This window comes from Vreelandella sp. ssv (genome assembly GCF_059448525.1).
In genome coordinates, this window is record NZ_CM182545.1 from 445110 (window position 1) to 466268 (window position 21159).

Consider the following 21159-nt stretch of genomic DNA (forward strand, 5'->3'; position numbering starts at 1 on the left):
GGCGCTATCTCTCAACTCACTCGTTCTGTCTTCACCGCTGCCTAGCGGCGTGGCGCCCGTAGCTTTTGCCAGCAGCGCGCGGACGTAATGAGGTTGTCACGAATCTCTAGTATCTCCATGCGCATGTTGCCGATCTGCAGGCACGCCGGGCCTTCAGGGAAGGCTTCAAGATGCTCAAGAATGAGCCCGTTGAGCGTTTTGGGGCCATCCGTAGGCAGCTGCCAGCCGAGCATCTTGTTAATCTCACGAATATTCGCAGTGCCTTCAATGACATGGCTGCCGTCGTCCTGCTGGTGAATCTCCTCATCCTCGGAGACATCGGTGGTGAACTCGCCGACGATCTCTTCCAGAATATCTTCCAGCGTGACTAAGCCCTCTACGTCGCCGTATTCATCGACCACGATACCGATACGCCGCTTCTGCTTTTGAAAGTTAAGCAGTTGGGTGTGTAGCGGTGTCGACTCGGGGATGAAGTAGGGTTCGCGTGCCTCTTGGACAATCGAGGCCTTGGTAACTTCGTCGCGAGAGAGAAAGCGTGCAGCGTTGCGCAGATGCAGCATGCCAATAATATTGTTGATGTCGCCCTTATAAACGGGCAGGCGGGTGTGCTGGCTGGTACGAATCTGGGTCAAAATATCTTCGAGGGAATCATCCAGGTCGATGCCCAGCACTTCGTGGCGCGGCACCATGATGTCATTCACGGTGACGTTCTCAAGGTCGAGAATCGACAGCAGCATTGCGCGGTGACGGTAGGGGATCAGGGTGCCCGCTTCGTGAACCACCGTGCGTAGCTCGTCGCGGGTCAGGCTATCGCCACCGTTATCGACGCTCTTCACACCAATCAGTCTGAGCAAGCCGTTGGACATCACGTTGACCAGCCATACCAGCGGGTAAAGCAGTTTTAGTAACGGTTCAAGGGCGTAAGACGTGGGATAGGCAATCCGCTCGGGCTTGATAGCCGCGTAGGTCTTGGGCGTGACTTCCGCAAAGATCAAAATGGTAATGGTTAGCAAGGCGGTAGAGATGGCGGGCCCTGATACGTCGCCAAAAAAGTGAATCGCAATAATCGTGGCAATTGACGCTGCTAAGTTATTAACGAAGTTATTGCCGATCAAAATGACGCCAATCAGGCGATCAGGGCGTGTGAGCAGGCGCATGACCCGTTTGGCTCTGCGGTCACCGCTATTAGCCTGGTGGCTCAAGCGGTAGCGGTTAATCGACATCATGCCGGTTTCAGAGCTGGAGAAGAAAGCAGAAAGCACTATCAGTAAGGCTAGCAGGCCGAACAGTAACCCCAGGGGGAAGTCGTCGCTCAAGTCGAAAAGTCCTTTGTGGCGGATTAGGCTCGATTTGTAGAAGGTCGCGAGTTGTGTGTCAAGACAACCAAAGGCGTGGTTGCGCCCCATTAGCGGTTGAGTAGTTATCGATTGAGTAAAACCTCAAGTACAAACTTGCTGCCAAAATAGGCCAGCACGAGTAGGCCGCAGCCGCCCAGTGTCCAGCGTACGGCACGCATGCCACGCCAGCCAAAGCGGTAACGGCCGACCAGAAGTGTTGTGAAGATTACCCAGGCCAGCAGAGAGAGTACTGTTTTATGCGCCAAATGCTGGGCAAAGAAGTTGTCTAGAAAAATAAGGCCGCTTGCAATGGAGAGCGTCAGTAGAATGATGCCCGCCCACACCAGTTCAAAAAGCACTCGCTCCATGGTAGTGAGTGGCGGTAACGACTGCACGATGCCGCGAATATGATGATGGCGCAGCGCCTGATTCTGTAGGCCGACCAGCACGGCTTGTACGGCGGCAATGGCCAAAACGGCAAACGCTAGGGCAGAGCTCACGGCATGCAGCAAAATACCGGGCGTTAGTCCCGTATGGCCGCCCTGATTAGGTAGCCAAGTGGCGGCGATGAGCGCAATGCCCGCCAGCGGGAAAAGCGCAATCCCTGCGTTTAGTACCGGCTTAAACAGGCTGGCCACCAGCACGACATTGACCGCAACCGCCATCAGTAGTGTGGCGCTAGTGGTAAAACCGGGTAGCAGCCCCGGGGATTGGCCTATCAATTTGACCACGACAGGAATGTGCAGCAGTAAACCCAGCACGGCAAGCAGGCGAACCATGCCTTGGCGGGGTGGTACGCGCCGAAAAAGCGTCATGCCCTGCCAAATAGCAGCGGCGACATAAAAAATAAAAGCAATCGTGGCGAAAGGGAGCGCCTGCATGATGCTATCCGTGCGCCTTGCAGCGCGTTGCTGTGAATAAATAAACGAATTAAGTGTGATTATGACGAAAATCTATTCAGCTACTATAACGAATCCAAGCGGTGTCGCCCAGCAGGGCAAATGCACGAAAATAGGTATGGCGCTCAATACACCCCATGGAGACTCAAAGCATGAGCGCGTATAATCTTTTTACTAATGAGTCCAGGGCGTGCGCGCCGACGGCAGTGACGGAGGCAGAGAGGCCCCATGTTCCAGAATCTAAGTGAGCGTCTTTCCCAGACGTTAAAGTCGATTAAGGGTCAGGCTCGCCTGACCGACGACAATATTAAAGACACTCTGCGCGAAGTACGCCGCGCACTGCTTGAGGCCGACGTAGCACTGCCGGTCATCAAGGCGTTTATTGAGCGCGTTCGCGAGCGAGCGGTCGGGCAGGAAGTGTCCAAAAGCCTGTCACCAGGACAGCAGTTCGTCAAAATCGTCCAGCAAGAGCTGGAAGCGATTATGGGCGAAGCCAATGACGGCTTTGTGCTTAAGGGATCCCCCGCCGTTGTACTGATGGCCGGCTTACAGGGTGCGGGTAAAACCACCTCTGTGGCAAAGCTGGCCCGCTACCTGCGTGAACGCGAGAAGAAGAAGGTTTTGGTGGTGTCTGCCGACGTCTATCGCCCGGCGGCTATCGATCAGCTCGAAACCCTGGCCAAAGAGGTCGAGGTAGATTTCTTCCCCTCACGCTCTGACCAACAGCCTGTCGCGATTGCTGAAGCGGCTATCAAACACGCCAAGATTCAGTTTCACGATGTGGTACTGATTGATACCGCTGGCCGTTTGGCGATTGACGAAGCGATGATGGCGGAGATCCAGGCGCTGCATAAAGCAGTCTCGCCTCAGGAAACGCTGTTTGTCGTCGACGCCATGACCGGCCAGGATGCCGCCAATACCGCCAAGGCGTTTAGCGAAGCCCTGCCGCTGACCGGGGTGATCCTCACCAAGGCGGACGGTGATGCTCGTGGCGGTGCGGCGCTGTCGGTACGCCACATTACCGGCAAGCCGATTAAGTTTATGGGTGTCGGTGAAAAAGTCGATGCCCTAGAGCCTTTCCATCCGGACCGGGTTGCCTCGCGCATCCTGGGGATGGGCGACATGCTGTCGCTGATTGAGGAAGCCGAGCGTACCGTCGATAAGTCCAAAGCCGAGCAGTTGGCCAAAAAGGTCAAGAAAGGCGACGGATTTGATCTGGAAGATTTTCGCGATCAGCTTCAGCAGCTCAAGAAAATGGGCGGCATGGGCGGCTTGCTCGGTAAGCTGCCCGGCATGGGGCAAATGGCCGAAATGGCTCAAGGCCCTGGACCTGAGAAAGAGCTGGGCAAGCTAGAAGCGCTGATTAATTCCATGACGCCCAAAGAGCGCCGCAAGCCGGACATTATCAACGGCTCACGCAAACGCCGCATTGCCGCGGGCGCAGGCCTGCAAGTGCCTGACCTTAATCGCCTGCTTAAGCAGCATAAGCAGATGCAAAAAATGATGAAAAAGGCGGGCCAGAAAGGCGGCATGCAGAAAATGATGCGCGGCATGTCAGGCATGATGGGCGGCGGTGGCCCAGGCGGACCCGGCGGTATGGGTGGTCCTGGCGGCATGGGCGGAATGGGTGGCCCAGGCGGCTTACCCCGCCGCTAAGACACCAATAGTAACGTGCGGATGCGCTTGGTGAGGTTGACGGCCTATCAGTTTTCTGGCTGACAGGCTTTCCAAGCCGAGCGCATTTGCGTAGAATGCGGCCTCTTCATGCGTGGGTGTTGCCTAAAATACGTTAAATACGTTGCGGTAACAGTCTCGGTGAAGGCCCTAATGGCACTAAGAAAGCCTTGCGCAAGCTTAGTGCCAAGAAAACAGCACGAAGAGTGTTCCGATAGCGGTAAGCGTTATAAACACACTCTCGTAACCTCAACCGAAGGATAGTTATCGTATGGTTACCATTCGTTTGGCCCGTGGTGGCGCCAAGAAGCGTCCCTTTTACCACCTGACCGTTACTGACTCTCGTAACGCACGCGACGGTCGTTTCATCGAGCGTATCGGCTTCTTCAACCCGGTTGCCCGTGGTCAGGAAGAGCGCCTGCGCGTTGACCTAGATCGCGTTGTTCACTGGCAGAGCCAAGGCGCCCAGTTGTCTGGTCGTGTTGCTGAGCTGGTTAAAGAAGCACGCAAACAGGCTTAAGCCTGCGTGTGGGACTGTTGTCTATAAAAGTATGAGTGCTGGGTTAGCCGAGGTCGTCGATGACGCGTTTTGAAATAAGCCAAACTGACGACACACATGTGGTGCTAGGCAAGCTGACTAGCCCTTATGGGGTGAAAGGTTGGCTTAAGGTGTACTCCTACACTAGCCCGATGGACAGCATTCTAGACTACCCGGAATGGTGGGTACGCAAAGGTGAAACCCTTACGCGTATTAGCATCGTTCAGGGGCGTCGGCAGGGCAAAGGCGTTGTGGTGCAACTGCAAGGGGTCGATGACCGTAGTGCGGCTGAAGCATTGGCCCAGACGGACATTCTGATGCCCAAAGAAGCACTGCCTAAGCTTTCTGACGACGAGTACTACTGGCATGAGCTTGAAGGCATGGTGGTCTTCACTCAGGCCGGCGAACGGTTAGGGCGGGTAAGCTACCTGTTTGAAACCGGCGCCAACGATGTCATGGTGGTTCGCGGTGATTCAGACGCAATCGACAAACGTGAGCGGCTGCTGCCATTTTTGCCAGACGATGTCATTATCGAAGTCAACTCCCAAGAGGGCCGTATGGTCGTCGATTGGGATTCTGAATTTTGACCAAACTTATGAACAGTTTGAGTAGTGATGTTCGTACAGATTCAACTGAGTTGGAAACTGGCAACGAAACGGTAGCACCTACGTTGGACATTGCTCCAGCAATGTGGATCGGTGTTGTGTCGTTGTTTCCTGAAATGTTTGACTCACTAACGCAGCAAGGTGTGGTCGGCAGAGCGGTTGAGAAACAGCGTGTTGCACTGGAGTTCTGGAACCCGCGGGATTATGCCACCGATCGTCACCGTAGCGTAGATGATCGCCCCTATGGCGGTGGTCCAGGTATGTTGATGAAAGTCGACACCCTGCGTGCGGCGATCTTTGCTGCCCGTGAGCGGGCGCAACAAGCTACCGGTCTAGTGCCGACGGTGATCTACCTATCGCCTCAAGGGCGCAAGCTGGATCAGCAGGGCGTTCAAGCACTGGCTTCCGCCGGGCCTTTAGTGGTCGTGGCAGGTCGCTATGAAGGCATTGATGAACGCGTGGTAGAAAGTGATATCGATGAAGAGTGGTCGATTGGCGACTATGTGCTGAGCGGCGGTGAGCTGCCAGCGATGGTGCTGATTGATGCAGCGGCAAGGCTGATTCCCGGCGTGCTGGGCCATCAGGATTCCGCTGTCGAAGACTCGTTTAATGACGGTCTGTTAGACTGCCCGCACTATACCCGTCCGGAAATAATTGACGGGCGCCAAGTGCCGGATGTGCTGTTAAGCGGTAATCATGCAGCCATCAAACGCTGGCGGTTAAAGCAGTCGCTAGGCCGTACATGGCAGCGTCGTCCGGATTTGTTGGAAGGGCGACCGTTAGACGCCGAACAGCGCAAGCTGTTGAACGAGTTTATCGAGGAACACGCTCTGTCCGCTAAGTAGCTTGTTTTCAACTAGTTTGTTTTCAACTACTTAAACCAGAGCGGCGGTGCAGGGCAGAAAAACGCACCTGTGTCACCCATAACGACTCCCGCGAAGCTCGTTTCGAGCGCCGGGATCACGGCTTCCGCCACCCATGATTGAGCGGTCAAGCCAACACGTTATTCAGGAGTATGATGATGAGCAGCAAAAGCAAAGTGATCCAGGCGATCGAATCTGAGCAAATGGGCAAGGAAATTCCTGCCTTTGCCCCAGGCGACACCATTGTCGTTCAGGTTAAAGTAAAGGAAGGCACCCGTGAGCGTCTTCAGGCGTTCGAAGGTGTGGTCATCGGTAAGCGTAACCGTGGCCTGAACTCCGCATTCACCGTGCGTAAAATTTCTCACGGTGTTGGCGTTGAGCGTACCTTCCAGACCTACAGCCCGCTGGTTGACTCAATCGAAGTCAAGCGTCGCGGTGACGTGCGTCAAGCCAAGCTTTACTACCTGCGCGAGCGCAGCGGTCGTTCTGCACGTATCAAGGAAAAGTTGGCTTAAACCGCCACTGTTCCAAAGGCGAGCGCGGCACTTTGATCTGCGTTGCGCCTGGATACCAAGACCCCGTCACCGCTTTGCGGGGCGGGGTTTTTTTATCTACATGCATGTTTATGCCGCTTTACCAAGACGGCCGGAGAGTGCTGACGTATGAGCGTTATTGATGCTTTTTTGGATGCCCTATGGTTGGAACAGGGCGCCAGCGATCATACGTTAGCCGCTTATCGGCGTGATTTAACCGCGTGGCAGAGCCATCTAGAGAGCCAGGGTGAAACGTTATTGGCGCCGCCGCCAGAGCGGCTTGCCGAGTGGCTGACGAGCCGCCGCGAACAGGGCTATCAGCTGCGTAGCAATGCCCGGCTGCTGTCGACGTTGCGCAGTTTCTACCGCTGGGGGCGCTTAAATAACCAGGTGATGAGTGACCCGCTCACCGACATCAAGCTGCCGCGAGTAATCCCCGGCTTGCCTAATACCTTGGAAGAGGATGAGGTGGAACGTCTGCTGATGGCGCCGGATACGGACACGCCTTTAGGCGTGCGTGATCGTGCCATGCTGGAACTACTTTATGCATGTGGCTTGCGGGTCTCTGAACTGGTAGGGCTCACTGGCGACGCAGTCAACTTGCGTCAAAACGTGGTACGCGTGCGTGGTAAAGGCGATAAAGACCGCCTGGTGCCCATGGGCGAAGAGGCATCGGATTGGCTGGCGCACTATATGCAGACCGCGCGATTGACCTTGATGAGCGACCCAACACGCCCAGCGCTATTTCCAGGCCGGGGCGATAAAGCCATGACTCGGCAAACGTTTTGGCACCGTATTAAGGTACATGCCATCACGGCAGGAATTACCCGACCACTGTCACCGCACACGCTCCGCCATGCATTTGCGACCCATTTATTGAATCATGGAGCCAATTTGCGGGTCGTACAGCTGCTGCTGGGTCATAGCGATTTATCGACGACCCAAATTTATACCCATGTGGCCCAAGCGCGCTTGGAGAGCTTACATGCAGAACATCACCCACGAGGTTGAATTGATGATGCGTCAACGCCGTTTTTTAGTATTTCCCTTACTGATCGCGAGCAGCCTATTACCGGCTGTTGCACAGGCTGATGCGGTAACAGACCGCCTTTCAGAATCCCTTAGCGTTAATGGTCAGGCGATGCCGGTGGCAGCGGTGACAGAGACGCCCATGAGCGGTATTTACCATGTGCAGCTGGAGGGCGGAGAGTCCTTCTACTCAAACGCGGACGGTAGTCACTTTATCGTCGGCGACCTGTATCAAAATGCGCCTGATGGTTTAGTGAATTTAACCGAGCAAGAGCAGAACCAAGCGCGTGCCGATGCGCTAGCGGCGGTGCCTGAAAGTGAGCTGGTGGTCTTCCGCGGTGCCGATGAGCCAAAAGCAACAGTGACGGTATTTACCGACCCAACGTGCCCCTATTGCGCGCGGTTACACGACACTATTCCCGAATTGAATGAGCGTGGCATTGCCGTTCACTATATGGCGTTTCCGCGTGCGGGCATGGGAAGCCAAGCTGCCACCACGCTGCAGCAAGTGTGGTGTTCGGACAATCGCAGCGAAGCAATGACCCAAGCCAAAGAGGGCCAGACTATTTCCAGCTCGGCAACTTGCGACAACCCGGTGGCAGGTCAGTATGATCTGGGCAAAGCATTGGGCGTACAGGGCACGCCAGCGATTATTTTGCCCGATGGGCAGCTAGTGCCAGGATTTGTGCCCCCCGAGCGGCTCTCCGCCATGTTAGGCTTGGGCGACGATTGAGATAAGCAATAATGCCGTTTGAATAGACGGCACATTACGCTGAGACATTGATTTACGAGGCGGCGCCTGCGGGAGCCCAACACAAAAGGGGAAGTATTTTGAAACCGGTAAGAGTAGGTATCTGTGGTTTAGGCACTGTCGGTGGCGGCACCTTTAACGTATTGACCCGCAACGCCGACGATATTTCGCGTCGCGCTGGCCGCCCTATTGTGATTGAGCAGGTTGCTCACCGCAGTATTCATCCTGACTGCGATATTACCGGCATCAATGCTACTTCTGATGTGTTTGAAGTCGCCACCAATCCCAATGTGGATGTCCTGGTAGAGCTGATTGGCGGTTACGATATTGCTCGCGAGCTGGTGCTGACGGCGATCGCCAACGGCAAACACGTGGTCACCGCCAACAAAGCGCTGATTGCCGTTCACGGTAACGAAATCTTCAAGGCCGCTCATGAGAAGGGCGTTATCGTGGCGTTTGAAGCCGCGGTCGCAGGCGGTATTCCGGTGATCAAATCGCTGCGCGAAGGCTTGGGTGCCAACCGTATCGAGTGGGTGGCGGGCATTATCAACGGCACCGGCAACTACATTCTTACCCATATGCGCGACGAAGGCCGGGCGTTTGAAGATGTGCTCGCGGAAGCCCAAGCGCTGGGCTACGCCGAATCCGACCCCACTTTTGATGTGGAGGGTATCGACGCCGCGCACAAGCTGACGATTTTGGCCTCGATTGCCTACGGCGTGCCGCTCCAGTTTGAGAAAGCTTTCACTGAAGGCATTTCACGGATTACGTCTGAAGATATCGAGCAGGCCGATAATCTGGGCTATGTGATCAAGCACCTGGGTATCTCCAAACGCACCGATCAAGGTCTGGAGCTGCGCGTTCACCCCACGCTGATTCCCAAAGAGCGCCTACTGGCCAATGTGCATGGTGTGAAAAACGCCATTGCGATCATGGGCGATGCCGTTGGACCGACGCTTTACTACGGTGCTGGTGCGGGCGCAGAGCCGACTGCCTCAGCGGTCGTGGCCGATTTGCTCGACGTAGCGCGGGATATCTCCACCGATCACCATTATCGAGTGCCTTACCTGGCGTTCAGCGGTATCGACGAAGATGTCACTCAACTGCCTATTATGCCGATGGAAGATATCATCACGGCGTATTACCTGCGTCTGCTGGCGGTAGACCGCCCCGGCGTGCTGGCGCGAGTGGCAACGATTCTGGCCGAGCAGGGCATCTCGATCGAAGCGCTGATTCAGAAAGAGGCCACCGAGGGCGAATTGGTGCCGATTATTCTGCTGACCCACCGCACCAAAGAGAAGCAGATGAACGAAGCGATCCGTGAAATTGAGTCGATGGCCGATATCGCCGGGCCGGTAACACGTATCCGCGTGGAAAGCCTGGACGAAGGGGAGTAAGCCAAGATGCGCTATATCAGCACGCGTGGGCAGGCGCCCGCGCTCTCCTTTGAAGAGGTCGTGCTCACCGGCATGGCCAGCGACGGCGGATTGTATGTGCCGGAGACGCTGCCGGAGTTTTCTCGTGAGGAGCTCGCCGAGATGGCAGGGCTTTCCTACGCGGAGATTGCATTCCGGGTGATGAAGCCGTTTGTGAACGGTGAAATCGACGATGCCACTTTCCACCGCATTGTGACCGAAGCCTACGCGACGTTTAATCACGATGCGGTCGTGCCGCTTAAGCAGCTAGATGCCAATCACTTCCTGCTTGAGCAGTTTCATGGCCCCACGCTGGCATTCAAAGATGTGGCGCTACAGTTGCTCGGTCGCTTGCTGGATCACTTCCTGAAAAAACGCGGCGAACGTGCGGTGATCATGGGCGCGACCTCGGGCGATACCGGCTCCGCGGCGATTGAGGGCTGTCGCCACTGCGACAACCTGGATATCTTTATTCTGCACCCGCACAATCGGGTCTCAGAAGTTCAGCGCCGCCAAATGACCTCGGTGCTGGCCAATAACGTCTTCAATATTGCCATCGAAGGCAATTTCGACGACGCCCAGGCGATGGTTAAAGCGAGTTTTGCTGACCAGTCGTTCCTCAACGGTACGCGTTTGGTCGCAGTGAACTCGATCAACTGGGCGCGGATTATGGCGCAGATCGTTTACTACATTGCCTCCGGCGTCGCACTGGGTGCTCCGCACCGCGAGGTGAGCTTCTGCGTACCGTCCGCCAACTTTGGCAACGTGTTTGCGGGCTACATGGCCTACAAAATGGGCCTGCCGGTGAAGCAGTTCATCATCGCCACCAACGCCAACGACATTCTACACCGCACGTTGGCCGCCAATGACTTCTCCAAAAAAGAGCTGGCGGCGACGCTGGCACCTTCCATGGATATCGTGGTGTCGTCTAACTTCGAGCGGCTGCTGTTTGACGCCTACGACCGCGATGGTTTGGCCGTGGCGGCGCTGCTTGAGCGCTTCCAGCAGGAGCCCACCGCCCTGGCTGATGCACCGCTTGCCAAGCTGCGCGAGAAGTTCTCCAGCTACAGCGTGGACGATGCGACGATTCTGGAAGTGATTCGTGACGCTCATAAGCGCACCGGTGAGATGCTCGATCCGCATACGGCGACCGGTTATATTGCCGCTGAGCGTGCCCGCGCTGATCAGTCAACGCCTGTTATTACCCTGGCGACTGCACATCCGGCCAAGTTTGCCGAAGCCGTGGTAAAAGCGGGCTTCCTGGGGGTGCCACTACCGCCGCATATGGAAGACCTGCTAGAGCGCGAAGAGCGTTACACCGTGCTGCCAGCAGAGCTTGCCGCTGTGCAGCAGTATGTCGCGGAAAACCGGCGTTGATGTATTAATGGCCTCAGTGACCGATTTACCCCAAAGCGGGCTGTCGTCTAGCAAGACCGGACCGCGTTTAGAGCCTCGTCCGGTGGACGAGGCGCTTTATGCCCGTGCTCAAGCTGAAGGCTTAAGCGAACTGCAGGCACGGCTGCTGGCGTCCCGCTTGCCCGGCTACAGCGGTGAGCTGTTGCCGTTAATCTCGCCTAGCCTGCGCTATCTCGCGCATCCCGAGAAGCTTGCGGACGGGCGCCGCGCCGCCGAACGCATCGCCCAGGCGGTGGCAGAGAACGAGGCGATCGGTATTCTCACCGACTACGACGTGGATGGCATTACCTCCCACGTGGTGATTAGACGCACGCTGGTGGAGCTGTTTGGGGTGCCGGAAGGCAAGCTGCACAGTCTAATCGGCCATCGTATTCACGACGGCTATGGTATTAGTCTGCCGCTGGTTGAGCGCACCCTTGCGCAAAAGCCGTTTCCAACCCTGGTGATTACTGCCGACTGCGGCAGCTCCGATGAGCCACGAATCGCGCGCCTAAAAGCGGCGGGTATCGATGTGGTCGTCAGCGACCACCATGCGCTGCCCATCGAGGGGCCGCCATCTTCTGCTTATGCTTGCGTAAATCCTACCCGCTCAGACTGTGAATATCCTGACAAAACCATTGCTGGCTGTATGGTGGCGTGGCTGTTGATGTCATTGGCTCGCGGTGTGCTGATTGAGTGGGGAGCGCTGTCAGAGTCGACGCCCAAGCTGTCGCCCTGGCTCTCCTACGTAGCGTTGGGCACTGTGGCTGACTGTGTATCATTGGGTGGCAGTCCCGCCAACCGCGCGGTGGTTAATCAAGGGTTAAAGCTGATCAATCGGATGGATGCGGCTTGCTGGCGTGCCATGGCCACGCGCCTGGGCGCTGACAGCGTGCCGTTTAACGCTGAGACGTTAGCGTTTCAGATGGGGCCGCGTATCAATGCCCGCTCGCGGCTGGACGACCCCTACGCGGCGCTGCACTTTATGCTGGCTGAAAACGATGGAGTTGCCAATCGACAGCTCGACGTGCTGGATCAGGATAATCAGTCCCGCAAAGCGATTGAGGCAGATATGGCCGCCGAGGCGCGGACACTCGCCACAGCGGCTTTGGACGCTGACGAACCCGCTGTGGTGGTGCTACTTGAAGACGGGCACCCCGGCGTACAGGGTATCGTTGCCTCGCGGTTAGTGCAGGCCTACGGGCGGCCGGCGCTGGTGCTAACGCAAGCCTCGGCACCGGGCATGCTAACCGGCTCGGGCCGTTCGATTGACGGGCTGCACCTGCGCGATGCCCTTCAGCGCACCTTTGAGCTTGCTCCCCAGGCGTTACCACGCTTTGGTGGCCATAGTGGCGCGGCAGGGGTGGGCGTGCCACGGGATCAGCTTGATGCCTTTAAAACGGCTTTCTTGCAGGCAGTGGGCGAGCAGTTAGAGGGACGAACGCTCTATCCGCGCCTTTGGACGGATGGCGAGCTCTCCACAGCACAGCTTTCGCTGACCACCTTACAAGAGATCGAAACCCTTGGCCCCTACGGGCGTGAATTCGACCCGCCGCTGTTTGAAGGGCGTTTTATTGTCGAGGCGCTGCGCCCGGTGGGTGCCGATGGCGCACACCTTATGCTAGAGCTTTCCACTGGCCCGATGATCTGCAAAGCAATCTGGTTTCGCGCTCTAACGCCTGGGGAACTGCCAGGGTTTAACGTGGGCGATACGCTGCACTGCGCCTATAAGCTCAACCGCAACCGCTGGCGCGGCCGCGAGACGCTGCAGTTAATGGTTGAGCACGCTAGCACTATCTAAACTAATCACTTGATAACCTCAACAGCCTAAGTAAGGACGCTCCCATGCGTGTTGAAGATTTACCCAAGGACCAACATCGCCCCTATGAAGATCTCATGGCGATGCTGCTGGGCACGTTCTTTGTCGCGCTGGGGGTGACCTTTTACACCCATGCGGTGCTGCTGACCGGCAGTACGGCAGGTTTGGCGCTGCTGCTCAGCTATATGACCAGCAGCGTGACCGGCTGGGGCTTTGGGGTGTATTTTTTCGCCATTAACCTGCCATTTTACTACTTGGCGGTTAAACGCATGGGTTGGAGTTTTACCCTGCGCACCTTCGCTGCCATTGGTTTGGTCTCGCTGTTTTCAGAGTTAACCCAAGGCTGGGTGCAGTTTGCCAGCGTGCCCTCCATCTACGCCGCCTTAATGGGCGGCGCGCTGATGGGCATTGGTATGCTGATGCTGTTTCGCCACCGCACAAGCCTTGGCGGTATCAATATTCTCGCGCTCTACTTGCAGGATAAACACGGCCTGCGTGCAGGCTACGTTCAACTCGCCATTGATGGCGTTATCCTGCTGATTGCGCTGACTCAACTGCCGCTGGATCGCGTGGGCTACTCGGTGCTGGGGGCACTAACACTCAACCTGATTATCGCTCTGAACCATAAGCCAGGGCGCTATATTGGCGTGAGCTAAAAACGTTTAAGGAACCTCTGATTAACGCCGTATGGCCAAGCGCAATAGTGAATCAGAGGTTTCTTAGCCAAGCCAGAACCACCACACTATCAGTGCGATAAGCCCCAGGCCTGCCAAGTTGATCAATAAACTCATGAGGCGTCCTCCAGACTGGCTTTCCATAGCCGTAAGCGGTTAGCGTTACTCACCACGGTGATAGAAGAGAGTGACATGGCCGCGCCCGCAATCATCGGTGAGAGCAGCATGCCGGTGAGCGGGTAGAGCACTCCAGCCGCGATGGGGATACACAGTAGGTTGTAGCCAAAGGCGCCGACCAGGTTCTGTTTGATATTGCGCAGCGTGGCGCGGCTGATTTCTATCGCTGACGCCACGCCGTGCAGCGAGCCGCGCATTAGCGTGATGCCCGCGCTCTCTATCGCCACATCGGTGCCTTGGCCAATCGCAAAGCCCACATTTGCTCGGGCCAGCGCTGGGGCATCATTGATGCCATCGCCCACCATGCCAACGATTTCCCCCGCCTTTTGACGGCGCTCGATCTCGGCGTGCTTGTCTTCAGGCAACAAGTCCGCGCGAAACTCATCGATGCCCACTTCCCGGGCAATGGCTTTGGCGGTGTGCTCGTTATCCCCGGTTAACATAACAATGGTTAAGCCGTCTTTTTGCAGGCGCTTGATTGCGGCCACGGTATCGTGGCGAAGCGGGTCGCTAATGCCAAACAGAGCAGCCAGCTTGCCATTCACCGCTAGATATACCAGCGTGCGGGCCTGCTCCTCCAGAGCGCGGGCCTGCTCTTCACCCGCTTTGAGGTCCACTCCAGCCTCGCTTAACAGGCGCGCATTGCCCAGCAGCAGCGCTTTGCCGTCGGCAGCTTGGGCTTTTACCCCGCCACCGGTCACGCTGTCGAAACCATTAATCTCGGCAGGGTGGGCGTTATGTTCCTGCGCGTAGGTCATTAACGACGCCGCCAATGGGTGCTCGGAGCCGCGCTCGAGCGCGTGCACCAATTCCAGCACGGTGGATTGCTCCATGCCAAACATCTGTGCATCGGTAACGCTAGGCTTGCCCTGCGTGAGCGTGCCGGTTTTATCAACGACTAGCGTGGTCAGCTTGCTGGCGGTTTGCAGCGCATCGCCGCTGCGTACCAGCACTCCGTGTTCTGCCGCTTTTCCGACGCCGATCATGGTCGAGATCGGCGTGGCTAGGCCTAGCGCGCAAGGACAGGCAATGATCAGCACGGTGGTTGCTGTCACCAGCATATGGATCACCTGGGGGGCGGGCCCTAGGTTGAACCACACCAGGGCTGTCAGCACGGCAATAATCATCACCGAGGGTACAAACACGCTGGAGACCTGGTCGGCGAGCTCGCCAATCGGAGGTCGCGAGTTCTGAGCACTCGCCACCTGTTCGGTAATTTGGCCCAGTCGGGTATCGGCGCCTACTCGGGTGGCTTGATACACCAGCCCACCACGGCCATTCACCGTGCCAGCGCTGACTTCATCTCCCTCACGTTTCGCTACCGGTAAAGGTTCGCCTGTAAGCATCGACTCGTCGATATGGCTTTCGCCTTCGGTGACTTGGCCATCCACAGGCAGGCGTTCGCCGGGCCGTACTCGAACGTGGTCGCCAGTTGCCACGGCGTCAATCTCAATCTCCATTTCGCGGCCTTCACGAATAACTCGTGCGGTACGGCTCTGTAGGTCAAGCAGGCGCTTTAAAGCATTGCTGGTGCGGCCGCGGGCGCGCAGTTCCATGGCATTGCCGAGCAGAATCAGCCCGATCACCATGGCTGAGGCTTCAAAATAGATGCCTTGAGCGACTTCCGGTAACCACGGTGCGAACAGAACCACCGCCATGGAGTAGAGCCAGGCAGTGCCGGTGCCCATGGCAACCAATGTATCCATATTGGCTTGGCGATGCCTAAACTGCTTCCAGGCGTTGACGAAAAAATGCCGCCCAGGGAAGGCCATAACGCCCAGGGTTAATAGACCAATCACCAGCCAGTAGAGACGCCCCAGCCCCATCGGATGAGGGTGGAAAAATAGCATGCTCAACATGAGTGGAATCGCCAGTGCCAACGAGATAGCACTGCCGCGCAGCCGTTCTTGATATGTCTTGGCATCCTGCTCTGCACGGGAGCGTTCGGATTCACGCATGTCCACAATCGGTTCGGCACCATAGCCCGCTGATTCAACGGCGGCGATTAACGCTTGGGTCTCGGCACTGCCAAACACCTGGGCGGAGTGGGTGCCAAAATTGACGCTGGCGGTGTCCACACCCTCGGTATGCTCAAGCGCTTTTTGAACGCTTTTGACACAGCTGGCGCAGGTCATCCCGCTAATCGCCAAGCGCTGCTTCTTGCCGTGCCCTTGGGAAGGAGCACTTGCAGCCTTTTCAGCTTCGGTGGCTGGGGCGCTATCTGGCTGCTTATCAGCATCGTTTGGAGCCGTTTCCTCCAGTGCTGCTTCGCCTGGCGGATAACCCGCCTCGGTCAAGCGTTGATCAAGCTCGGCGTCGGTTAGAGACGAAACAACCTCAAGGTGTTTTTCGCTAGGCGTGCCGATCACATCGGCAAAAGGGTCAACGTCTTGCACTGCCTCGCGCATACGCTTAACGCAGCCTTGGCAGTTCATGCCTGGAATGGTGCGCGAGGTGGCTTCCTGGGCAGGGCTTGCGCTGGAGGTGGCTTCGGTAGAGGAGTCGCTCATGGGGTCTCCTTGGTAGACGTTGCGTCAGGAAAACTCTCGATCAGGCGGCACACGCTGTGGCCGTCTGGGGAGCCATCGGGCATATGCTGCCAACTGGTCAAAGCATGCTCCATACGCTCAGCCAGGGCTTCGAGCTCAGCAATACGCGCCCGTATTTGTGGCAAACGGCTAGCGAGTAGGTCGCGGACTAACGGGCACGGTGAGTCGCCCTGGTCGGCGTGAGCCAGGATGTCGCGAATTTCCGCGACACTAAAACCTAGCTTGCGCGCCCGCTGAATAAACTGCAGCCGCTCTAAGTCGTTATCTGAAAATAGCTGGTAGCCATTATCCGGGTGGCGCTGCGGGGCCAGTAGACGCTCACGAGCGTAGTGGCGAACGGTCTCTGCAGTAACCCCGCCACGTTTAGCAAGCTCGTTAACTTTCATCGTCTGTTCTCCCGCAGGCTAAATAGTGACTGTATTAGTGTAGAACCTATGGGTAACCCATAGGTCAAGGTCGCCTTTGCTAATAAGCCGAAATTACTAAAACACTGATTTAAAACGGTCGTGCGACTAATGTATAAGCGAAAATTAAAATAAAACGCTCGTTTGCTCTTGAACCTTTGGCTCAGTTGCGAGAAAACAGTCATGTGAAAAACAAAGAGAGTGGATCGTCGGTATCCACGGGATCATCGGGAATAGAGACCAACTATGAATAATAAATTTAATAAGCTCACTTTGGCCGCTGCCATCACAGCCGCTTTCGCCAGCCAAGCCCACGCCGGTGGGTATCAAATCAATGAGCAGAGCGTTAGTGGACAGGGCTATGGTCATGCAGGCCGTAGCTCTAATGTGCATGATGCCACCATCGTATACGGCAACCCTGCGGGTATGTCGTTTTTAGACCGTGCGCAGATTACAGCGGGTGGAACCTTCCTTAGCGTCAATTCCGATATCAGTAACGCCAGCGCTTCTCAAAGTAGCCCGGCATTCCTGCAGGCTACGGGGGGCCTGACGGATACACTACCTGTTTCAGGGTCCAACGATGGTGATATGGTGCCAGGTACCCTGATACCTTTTGCCTTTTATGCGCAGCCGGTCAATGAGCAGCTAGCCTTTGGTTTTGGTGTTTATGCGCCTTTCGGCTCAAAAACTGATTATGAAGACGATTTCCAGGGACGTAACCAGGGTAACTATACCGAAGTAAAGGTGGTGACCGCTCAGCCAACCGTCTCCTATCGCTTTAACGAGCAGTGGGGCTTGGGTGTAGGTGTTACTTATAACCGCGTAGAAGGGGAGCTGCGCCGTCAGGTGCCCGTGGCGACTCCGTTCGGGCTTTCGGAAGTCGACTCACGCGTTGAAGGTGATGATGAGGCGTGGGGCTATAATTTGGGTGTAATCTATCAGCCCGTACCAGAAACCACGCTCGGCTTGACGTACCGCTCGAAAGTGGATTTCAACCTTGAGGGCAGCTTCTCTGCGAGCTCGCCTGTGTTAGACCAACTTGGCATCGGCACTGTAACCGATACTGCTACGCTGGATTTGACCACGCCTGAAACGGTTAACTTTTCGCTGACTCAGCAAATGAGCGACAACCTCAAGCTGATGTTTGGTGCTTCCTGGGCGCGCTGGAGCGAATTTGACCAGATTTTGGTCAACGGTGCCGAGCGTGGCGAGATCACTAACGAGCAGCAGAATTACTCTAACTCTTGGGCCTTCTCCACTGGCGGTGAGTATCAATTGACGCCTCAACTTGCCTTGCGCGCCGGGGTTGCGCTTGACTTTACCCCAACGCAGGATGAAACACGTAGTGTACGGATTCCGTCGGATGATCGTCGTATCTTCTCAATTGGTGCTGGCTGGAGCCCCACACCTGACCTGACCCTGGATGTAGCGTACTCCTATCTGACCGAGCGTGGCACTCAGGTAGACCAGTCCAAAACCGACAGTTTCACGGTAGCCGGTCAGCGTACGCCGCCTATCACCTCGAACTACTCAGCAGACTACAAAAACGAAGCCCACGGCTTCGGCGCGCAGTTAACCTATCGCTTTTAAGCTTTATAGAAAGCCAGTTATCAACGAAACCCGGCACATGCCGGGTTTTTTATTGCCTTGTGGCAGGCCATTGGATGCGGGGCGTGTCGGCTTTCGTTACACTATGCGCTTTTCTGATCGATACACCTCTGTACGATCAGATACAGACAAAGCTAGGGCGATCCCATGTTGGAAACCAACCCGATTCACAACCAGATCAAGGACCTGTCTGAGCGGACAGACGTTCTTAGGGGGTATCTTTGACTATGCCGAGAAGAAAGATCGGCTAGAAGAAGTTACCCGCGAACTGGAAGATCCCAATGTCTGGAATGATCCAGACTACGCGCAGAAGTTAGGCAAAGAGCGTGCCTCCCTCGAAGCCATTGTCGCCACCATTGATGACCTTGATCAGGGCCTGGGCGATAGCCGGGACCTGCTAGAGCTCGCCGAGATGGAAGAGGACGAAGGCACGGTCGACGAAGTGCGCCAAGAGCTGGACGGCATGCAAGCCGCACTAGAGAAGCTTGAGTTTCGGCGCATGTTCTCCGGTGATATGGATCAAAATAACGCTTACCTGGATATCCAGTCCGGTTCTGGCGGCACTGAGGCCCAGGATTGGGCCAATATATTGTTACGTATGTACTTGCGCTGGGCAGAGAGCCACGGCTTTAAAGCCGATATCACCGAAATCTCCGCAGGCGAAGTGGCGGGCATTAAGTCGGCCACGGTGCATATCCAGGGTGACTACGCCTTCGGCTGGCTGCGTACCGAAACCGGCGTGCATCGTTTGGTACGTAAAAGCCCGTTTGACTCCGGTGGCCGTCGCCATACCTCATTTGCGTCGGTTTTTCTGTCCCCGGAAATCGACGACAGTTTTGAGGTTGAGATTAATCCCTCGGATCTACGTGTCGATACCTACCGCTCAAGCGGCGCAGGCGGTCAGCACGTTAATACCACCGACTCAGCAGTGCGGATTACCCACGAGCCGACCGGCATCGTCGTCGCTTGCCAGGGGCAGCGCAGCCAGCACGCTAACCGCGATTTTGCGATGAAGCAGTTGAAAGCGCGGCTCTGGGAGCACGAGATGCAAAAGCGTAATGCCGCCAAGCAGGAAGCCGAAGACTCTAAGGCGGATATCGGCTGGGGCAGCCAGATTCGTTCGTATGTGCTAGACGATCAGCGTATCAAGGATTTGCGCACCAGCGTGCAGTCCAGCAACTGCGATAAAGTGCTCGACGGAGATATCGATCAATTTATCGTCGCTAGCTTGAAGCAAGGTTTGTAATATTTTTTAGCGTTTGAACATGAACAGGGTGCCCCATGGCTAACCAAGACGCGTCTGAACAATCAGTCTCAGCACACCAGGAAAATCACCTGATCGCCGAGCGCCGTGCCAAGTTGGCTGCTCGTCGCGAGAGTGCCGCAGCGCAAGGTAAGAGTGCATTTCCGAATGATTTTCGCCGCGACAGTTTAACCGTTGAGCTGCAAAACGCCTTTGGCGATAAGGAGAAAGCCGAGCTGGAAGCGCTGGATCACCACGCCTCTGTGGCCGGTCGTGTCATGCGTCAGCGTGGGCCCTTTATCGTTATTCAGGATGTGGCCGGACAAATCCAGCTCTACGTGGACAAGAAAGGACTGCCTGCTGACGTGCTTGAAGACGTCAAAAGCTGGGATATCGGTGACATCGTCGCCGCCCGTGGGCCGGTACACAAATCCGGCAAGGGCGATCTGTACGTGATGATGAAGGAGGCGCAGCTGCTCACTAAGAGCCTGCGTCCGCTGCCGGATAAGTTTCACGGCCTGACCGATATGGAAGCCCGCTATCGTCAGCGTTATGTGGATCTGATCATGAATCCCCAATCGCGCAAGGTGTTTGAAACCCGCGCAGCGGTGATCAGCTCCATGCGTCGCTTTTTTGAAGCCCGTGGCTTTATGGAAGTGGAAACGCCGATGCTGCAGCCGATTCCCGGCGGCGCCGCGGCACGGCCGTTCATTACCCATCACAATGCGCTGGATATCGATATGTATCTGCGCATTGCGCCGGAGCTTTACCTCAAGCGCCTGGTGGTGGGCGGCTTTGAAAAAGTGTTCGAGATTAACCGCAACTTCCGCAACGAAGGTTTATCCACGCGCCATAATCCAGAATTCACCATGGTGGAGTTCTACTGGGCGTACGCGGATTACCGCGACCTGCTGGATATGACCGAAGCGATGCTGCGTACCGCCGCTGAAGAAGTGCTGGGCAGCGCGGTGATTGAGTATCAGGGCGCAAGCTACGATTTTGGGCAGCCGTTTGTCCGCCTGACGCTGCGCCAAGCGATCCTTGATCACGGCGATGGCATTGTCGATGCTGATTTGGATTCGCTGGAAGCCGCGCAGGGCATCGCTGAAAAGCTCGGCATCAAGGTCAAGAAGAGCTGGGGTCTGGGTAAGGTGCAAACGGAGATATTTGAAGAGGTTGCCGAGCATAAGCTCGACCAACCGACCTTTATCACCGAGTACCCTGCAGAGGTCAGCCCCTTGGCACGGCGTAACGATGCTAACCCGTTCGTGACTGACCGCTTTGAGTTCTTTGTGGGTGGTCGTGAAATTGCTAATGGTTTCTCGGAGCTCAATGACGCCGAAGATCAGGCGGAACGCTTCCGCGCTCAGTCAGCGGAGAAAGACGCCGGCGACCTGGAAGCAATGTATTACGATGCGGATTACGTGCGCGCGTTGGAATACGGCATGCCGCCCACCGCTGGCGAAGGTATCGGTATCGATCGGTTAGTCATGCTGTTCACGGATAGCCCATCCATTCGAGATGTGCTGTTGTTCCCGGCGATGCGCCCGGAAGTGGACTAACACGCTGCGATAGCGGATGAAAAGTTGGTAAGGGCGCGTTATAGCGCCCATAATGGTCAACGTTTCGACGGCGAGGAGAATCCC

Annotated in this window: 18 protein-coding genes; 14 read left to right on the forward strand and 4 right to left on the reverse strand. The window is 56.3% G+C overall.

Annotation, left to right across the window (positions count from 1 at the left end; translation table 11 throughout):
- Nucleotides 1-41 precede the first annotated feature (41 nt).
- Together AC5TBW_RS02115 and AC5TBW_RS02120 are read right to left on the reverse strand one after the other, a co-directional pair.
- Nucleotides 42-1316 (reverse strand): HlyC/CorC family transporter, encoded by a 1275-nt coding sequence (locus tag AC5TBW_RS02115; protein WP_495510496.1) that lies wholly within the window; start codon nt 1314-1316, stop codon nt 42-44.
- Nucleotides 1317-1420: 104 nt separating this feature from the next.
- Nucleotides 1421-2218 carry a cytochrome C assembly family protein gene (locus AC5TBW_RS02120; protein ID WP_495510497.1) on the reverse strand — a complete coding sequence of 266 codons (798 nt, stop codon included), beginning with the start codon at nt 2216-2218 and terminating at the stop codon, nt 1421-1423.
- A gap of 246 nt (nt 2219-2464) precedes the next feature.
- Here AC5TBW_RS02120 and ffh point away from each other — a divergent pair, with 246 nt between their 5' ends.
- From ffh to AC5TBW_RS02175, 11 genes are all read left to right on the forward strand, one after another.
- Nucleotides 2465-3892, forward strand: a complete 1428-nt coding sequence (gene ffh / locus AC5TBW_RS02125) for a signal recognition particle protein (RefSeq protein ID WP_495510498.1) — start codon at nt 2465-2467, stop codon at nt 3890-3892.
- A 289-nt stretch (nt 3893-4181) separates the two neighbouring features.
- The gene (rpsP, locus tag AC5TBW_RS02130; protein ID WP_007111767.1) at nt 4182-4430 is read left to right on the forward strand and encodes a 30S ribosomal protein S16; all 249 of its coding nucleotides are present in this window, start codon (nt 4182-4184) and stop codon (nt 4428-4430) included.
- A 59-nt stretch (nt 4431-4489) separates the two neighbouring features.
- Nucleotides 4490-5035 carry a ribosome maturation factor RimM gene (rimM, locus tag AC5TBW_RS02135; protein ID WP_495510499.1) on the forward strand — a complete coding sequence of 182 codons (546 nt, stop codon included), beginning with the start codon at nt 4490-4492 and terminating at the stop codon, nt 5033-5035.
- A 101-nt stretch (nt 5036-5136) separates the two neighbouring features.
- Nucleotides 5137-5898 (forward strand): tRNA (guanosine(37)-N1)-methyltransferase TrmD, encoded by a 762-nt coding sequence (gene trmD, locus AC5TBW_RS02140; RefSeq protein WP_495511899.1) that lies wholly within the window; start codon nt 5137-5139, stop codon nt 5896-5898.
- 176 nt (nt 5899-6074) lie between these two features.
- A complete protein-coding gene (rplS, locus tag AC5TBW_RS02145; protein WP_008958726.1) occupies nt 6075-6431 on the forward strand; it encodes a 50S ribosomal protein L19 in 357 nt (118 codons plus the stop codon).
- Nucleotides 6432-6578: 147 nt separating this feature from the next.
- Nucleotides 6579-7460, forward strand: a complete 882-nt coding sequence (gene xerD / locus AC5TBW_RS02150; protein WP_495510500.1) for a site-specific tyrosine recombinase XerD — start codon at nt 6579-6581, stop codon at nt 7458-7460.
- Nucleotides 7435-8211, forward strand: coding sequence for a DsbC family protein (locus AC5TBW_RS02155; RefSeq protein WP_495510501.1), 777 nt, complete (start codon nt 7435-7437; stop codon nt 8209-8211). The genes xerD and AC5TBW_RS02155 overlap by 26 nt, the downstream gene beginning before the upstream one ends.
- 98 nt (nt 8212-8309) lie before the next feature.
- On the forward strand, nt 8310-9626 hold the full coding sequence (locus AC5TBW_RS02160) for a homoserine dehydrogenase (protein ID WP_071695243.1): 1317 nt from the start codon (nt 8310-8312) through the stop codon (nt 9624-9626).
- A 6-nt stretch (nt 9627-9632) separates the two neighbouring features.
- Nucleotides 9633-11021 carry a threonine synthase gene (gene thrC, locus AC5TBW_RS02165; RefSeq protein WP_495510502.1) on the forward strand — a complete coding sequence of 463 codons (1389 nt, stop codon included), beginning with the start codon at nt 9633-9635 and terminating at the stop codon, nt 11019-11021.
- Nucleotides 11022-11028: 7 nt separating this feature from the next.
- The gene (locus tag AC5TBW_RS02170) at nt 11029-12840 is read left to right on the forward strand and encodes a single-stranded-DNA-specific exonuclease RecJ (RefSeq protein ID WP_495511900.1); all 1812 of its coding nucleotides are present in this window, start codon (nt 11029-11031) and stop codon (nt 12838-12840) included.
- A gap of 44 nt (nt 12841-12884) precedes the next feature.
- Nucleotides 12885-13514 (forward strand): YitT family protein, encoded by a 630-nt coding sequence (locus AC5TBW_RS02175; RefSeq protein WP_495510503.1) that lies wholly within the window; start codon nt 12885-12887, stop codon nt 13512-13514.
- A gap of 131 nt (nt 13515-13645) precedes the next feature.
- Here AC5TBW_RS02175 and AC5TBW_RS02180 read toward each other — a convergent pair whose 3' ends face one another.
- Nucleotides 13646-16219 carry a heavy metal translocating P-type ATPase gene (locus AC5TBW_RS02180; RefSeq protein ID WP_495510504.1) on the reverse strand — a complete coding sequence of 858 codons (2574 nt, stop codon included), beginning with the start codon at nt 16217-16219 and terminating at the stop codon, nt 13646-13648.
- Nucleotides 16216-16644 carry a MerR family transcriptional regulator gene (locus tag AC5TBW_RS02185; protein ID WP_495510505.1) on the reverse strand — a complete coding sequence of 143 codons (429 nt, stop codon included), beginning with the start codon at nt 16642-16644 and terminating at the stop codon, nt 16216-16218. Before AC5TBW_RS02185 ends, AC5TBW_RS02180 begins: the two co-directional genes overlap by 4 nt.
- Before the next feature lie 264 nt (nt 16645-16908).
- On the opposite strand from AC5TBW_RS02185, the gene AC5TBW_RS02190 reads away from it, so the two are divergent.
- From AC5TBW_RS02190 to lysS, 3 genes are all read left to right on the forward strand, one after another.
- Nucleotides 16909-18252: an OmpP1/FadL family transporter gene (locus AC5TBW_RS02190; protein WP_495510506.1), complete on the forward strand. Its 1344-nt coding sequence runs from the start codon at nt 16909-16911 to the stop codon at nt 18250-18252.
- 165 nt (nt 18253-18417) lie between these two features.
- A protein-coding gene (gene prfB / locus AC5TBW_RS02195) for a peptide chain release factor 2 (RefSeq protein ID WP_495510507.1) occupies nt 18418-19516 on the forward strand; the annotation gives its coding sequence in 2 pieces (ribosomal slippage) (nt 18418-18492 and nt 18494-19516; 1098 coding nt in all).
- A 35-nt stretch (nt 19517-19551) separates the two neighbouring features.
- On the forward strand, nt 19552-21075 hold the full coding sequence (gene lysS / locus AC5TBW_RS02200; RefSeq protein ID WP_495510508.1) for a lysine--tRNA ligase: 1524 nt from the start codon (nt 19552-19554) through the stop codon (nt 21073-21075).
- Nucleotides 21076-21159 lie beyond the last annotated feature (84 nt).

What these genes read in the sequence shown, in the direction of transcription:
- AC5TBW_RS02120 (WP_495510497.1), bottom strand. Translation starts at nt 2,218, where the DNA reads ATGCAGGCGCTCCCTTTCGCCACGATTGCTTTTATTTTTTATGTCGCC.
- ffh (WP_495510498.1), top strand. Translation starts at nt 2,465, where the DNA reads ATGTTCCAGAATCTAAGTGAGCGTCTTTCCCAGACGTTAAAGTCGATT.
- rpsP (WP_007111767.1), top strand. Translation starts at nt 4,182, where the DNA reads ATGGTTACCATTCGTTTGGCCCGTGGTGGCGCCAAGAAGCGTCCCTTT.
- rimM (WP_495510499.1), top strand. Translation starts at nt 4,490, where the DNA reads ATGACGCGTTTTGAAATAAGCCAAACTGACGACACACATGTGGTGCTA.
- trmD (WP_495511899.1), top strand. Translation starts at nt 5,137, where the DNA reads ATGTGGATCGGTGTTGTGTCGTTGTTTCCTGAAATGTTTGACTCACTA.
- rplS (WP_008958726.1), top strand. Translation starts at nt 6,075, where the DNA reads ATGAGCAGCAAAAGCAAAGTGATCCAGGCGATCGAATCTGAGCAAATG.
- xerD (WP_495510500.1), top strand. Translation starts at nt 6,579, where the DNA reads ATGAGCGTTATTGATGCTTTTTTGGATGCCCTATGGTTGGAACAGGGC.
- AC5TBW_RS02155 (WP_495510501.1), top strand. Translation starts at nt 7,435, where the DNA reads ATGCAGAACATCACCCACGAGGTTGAATTGATGATGCGTCAACGCCGT.
- thrC (WP_495510502.1), top strand. Translation starts at nt 9,633, where the DNA reads ATGCGCTATATCAGCACGCGTGGGCAGGCGCCCGCGCTCTCCTTTGAA.
- AC5TBW_RS02170 (WP_495511900.1), top strand. Translation starts at nt 11,029, where the DNA reads ATGGCCTCAGTGACCGATTTACCCCAAAGCGGGCTGTCGTCTAGCAAG.
- AC5TBW_RS02175 (WP_495510503.1), top strand. Translation starts at nt 12,885, where the DNA reads ATGCGTGTTGAAGATTTACCCAAGGACCAACATCGCCCCTATGAAGAT.
- AC5TBW_RS02180 (WP_495510504.1), bottom strand. Translation starts at nt 16,219, where the DNA reads ATGAGCGACTCCTCTACCGAAGCCACCTCCAGCGCAAGCCCTGCCCAG.
- AC5TBW_RS02185 (WP_495510505.1), bottom strand. Translation starts at nt 16,644, where the DNA reads ATGAAAGTTAACGAGCTTGCTAAACGTGGCGGGGTTACTGCAGAGACC.
- AC5TBW_RS02190 (WP_495510506.1), top strand. Translation starts at nt 16,909, where the DNA reads ATGAATAATAAATTTAATAAGCTCACTTTGGCCGCTGCCATCACAGCC.
- lysS (WP_495510508.1), top strand. Translation starts at nt 19,552, where the DNA reads ATGGCTAACCAAGACGCGTCTGAACAATCAGTCTCAGCACACCAGGAA.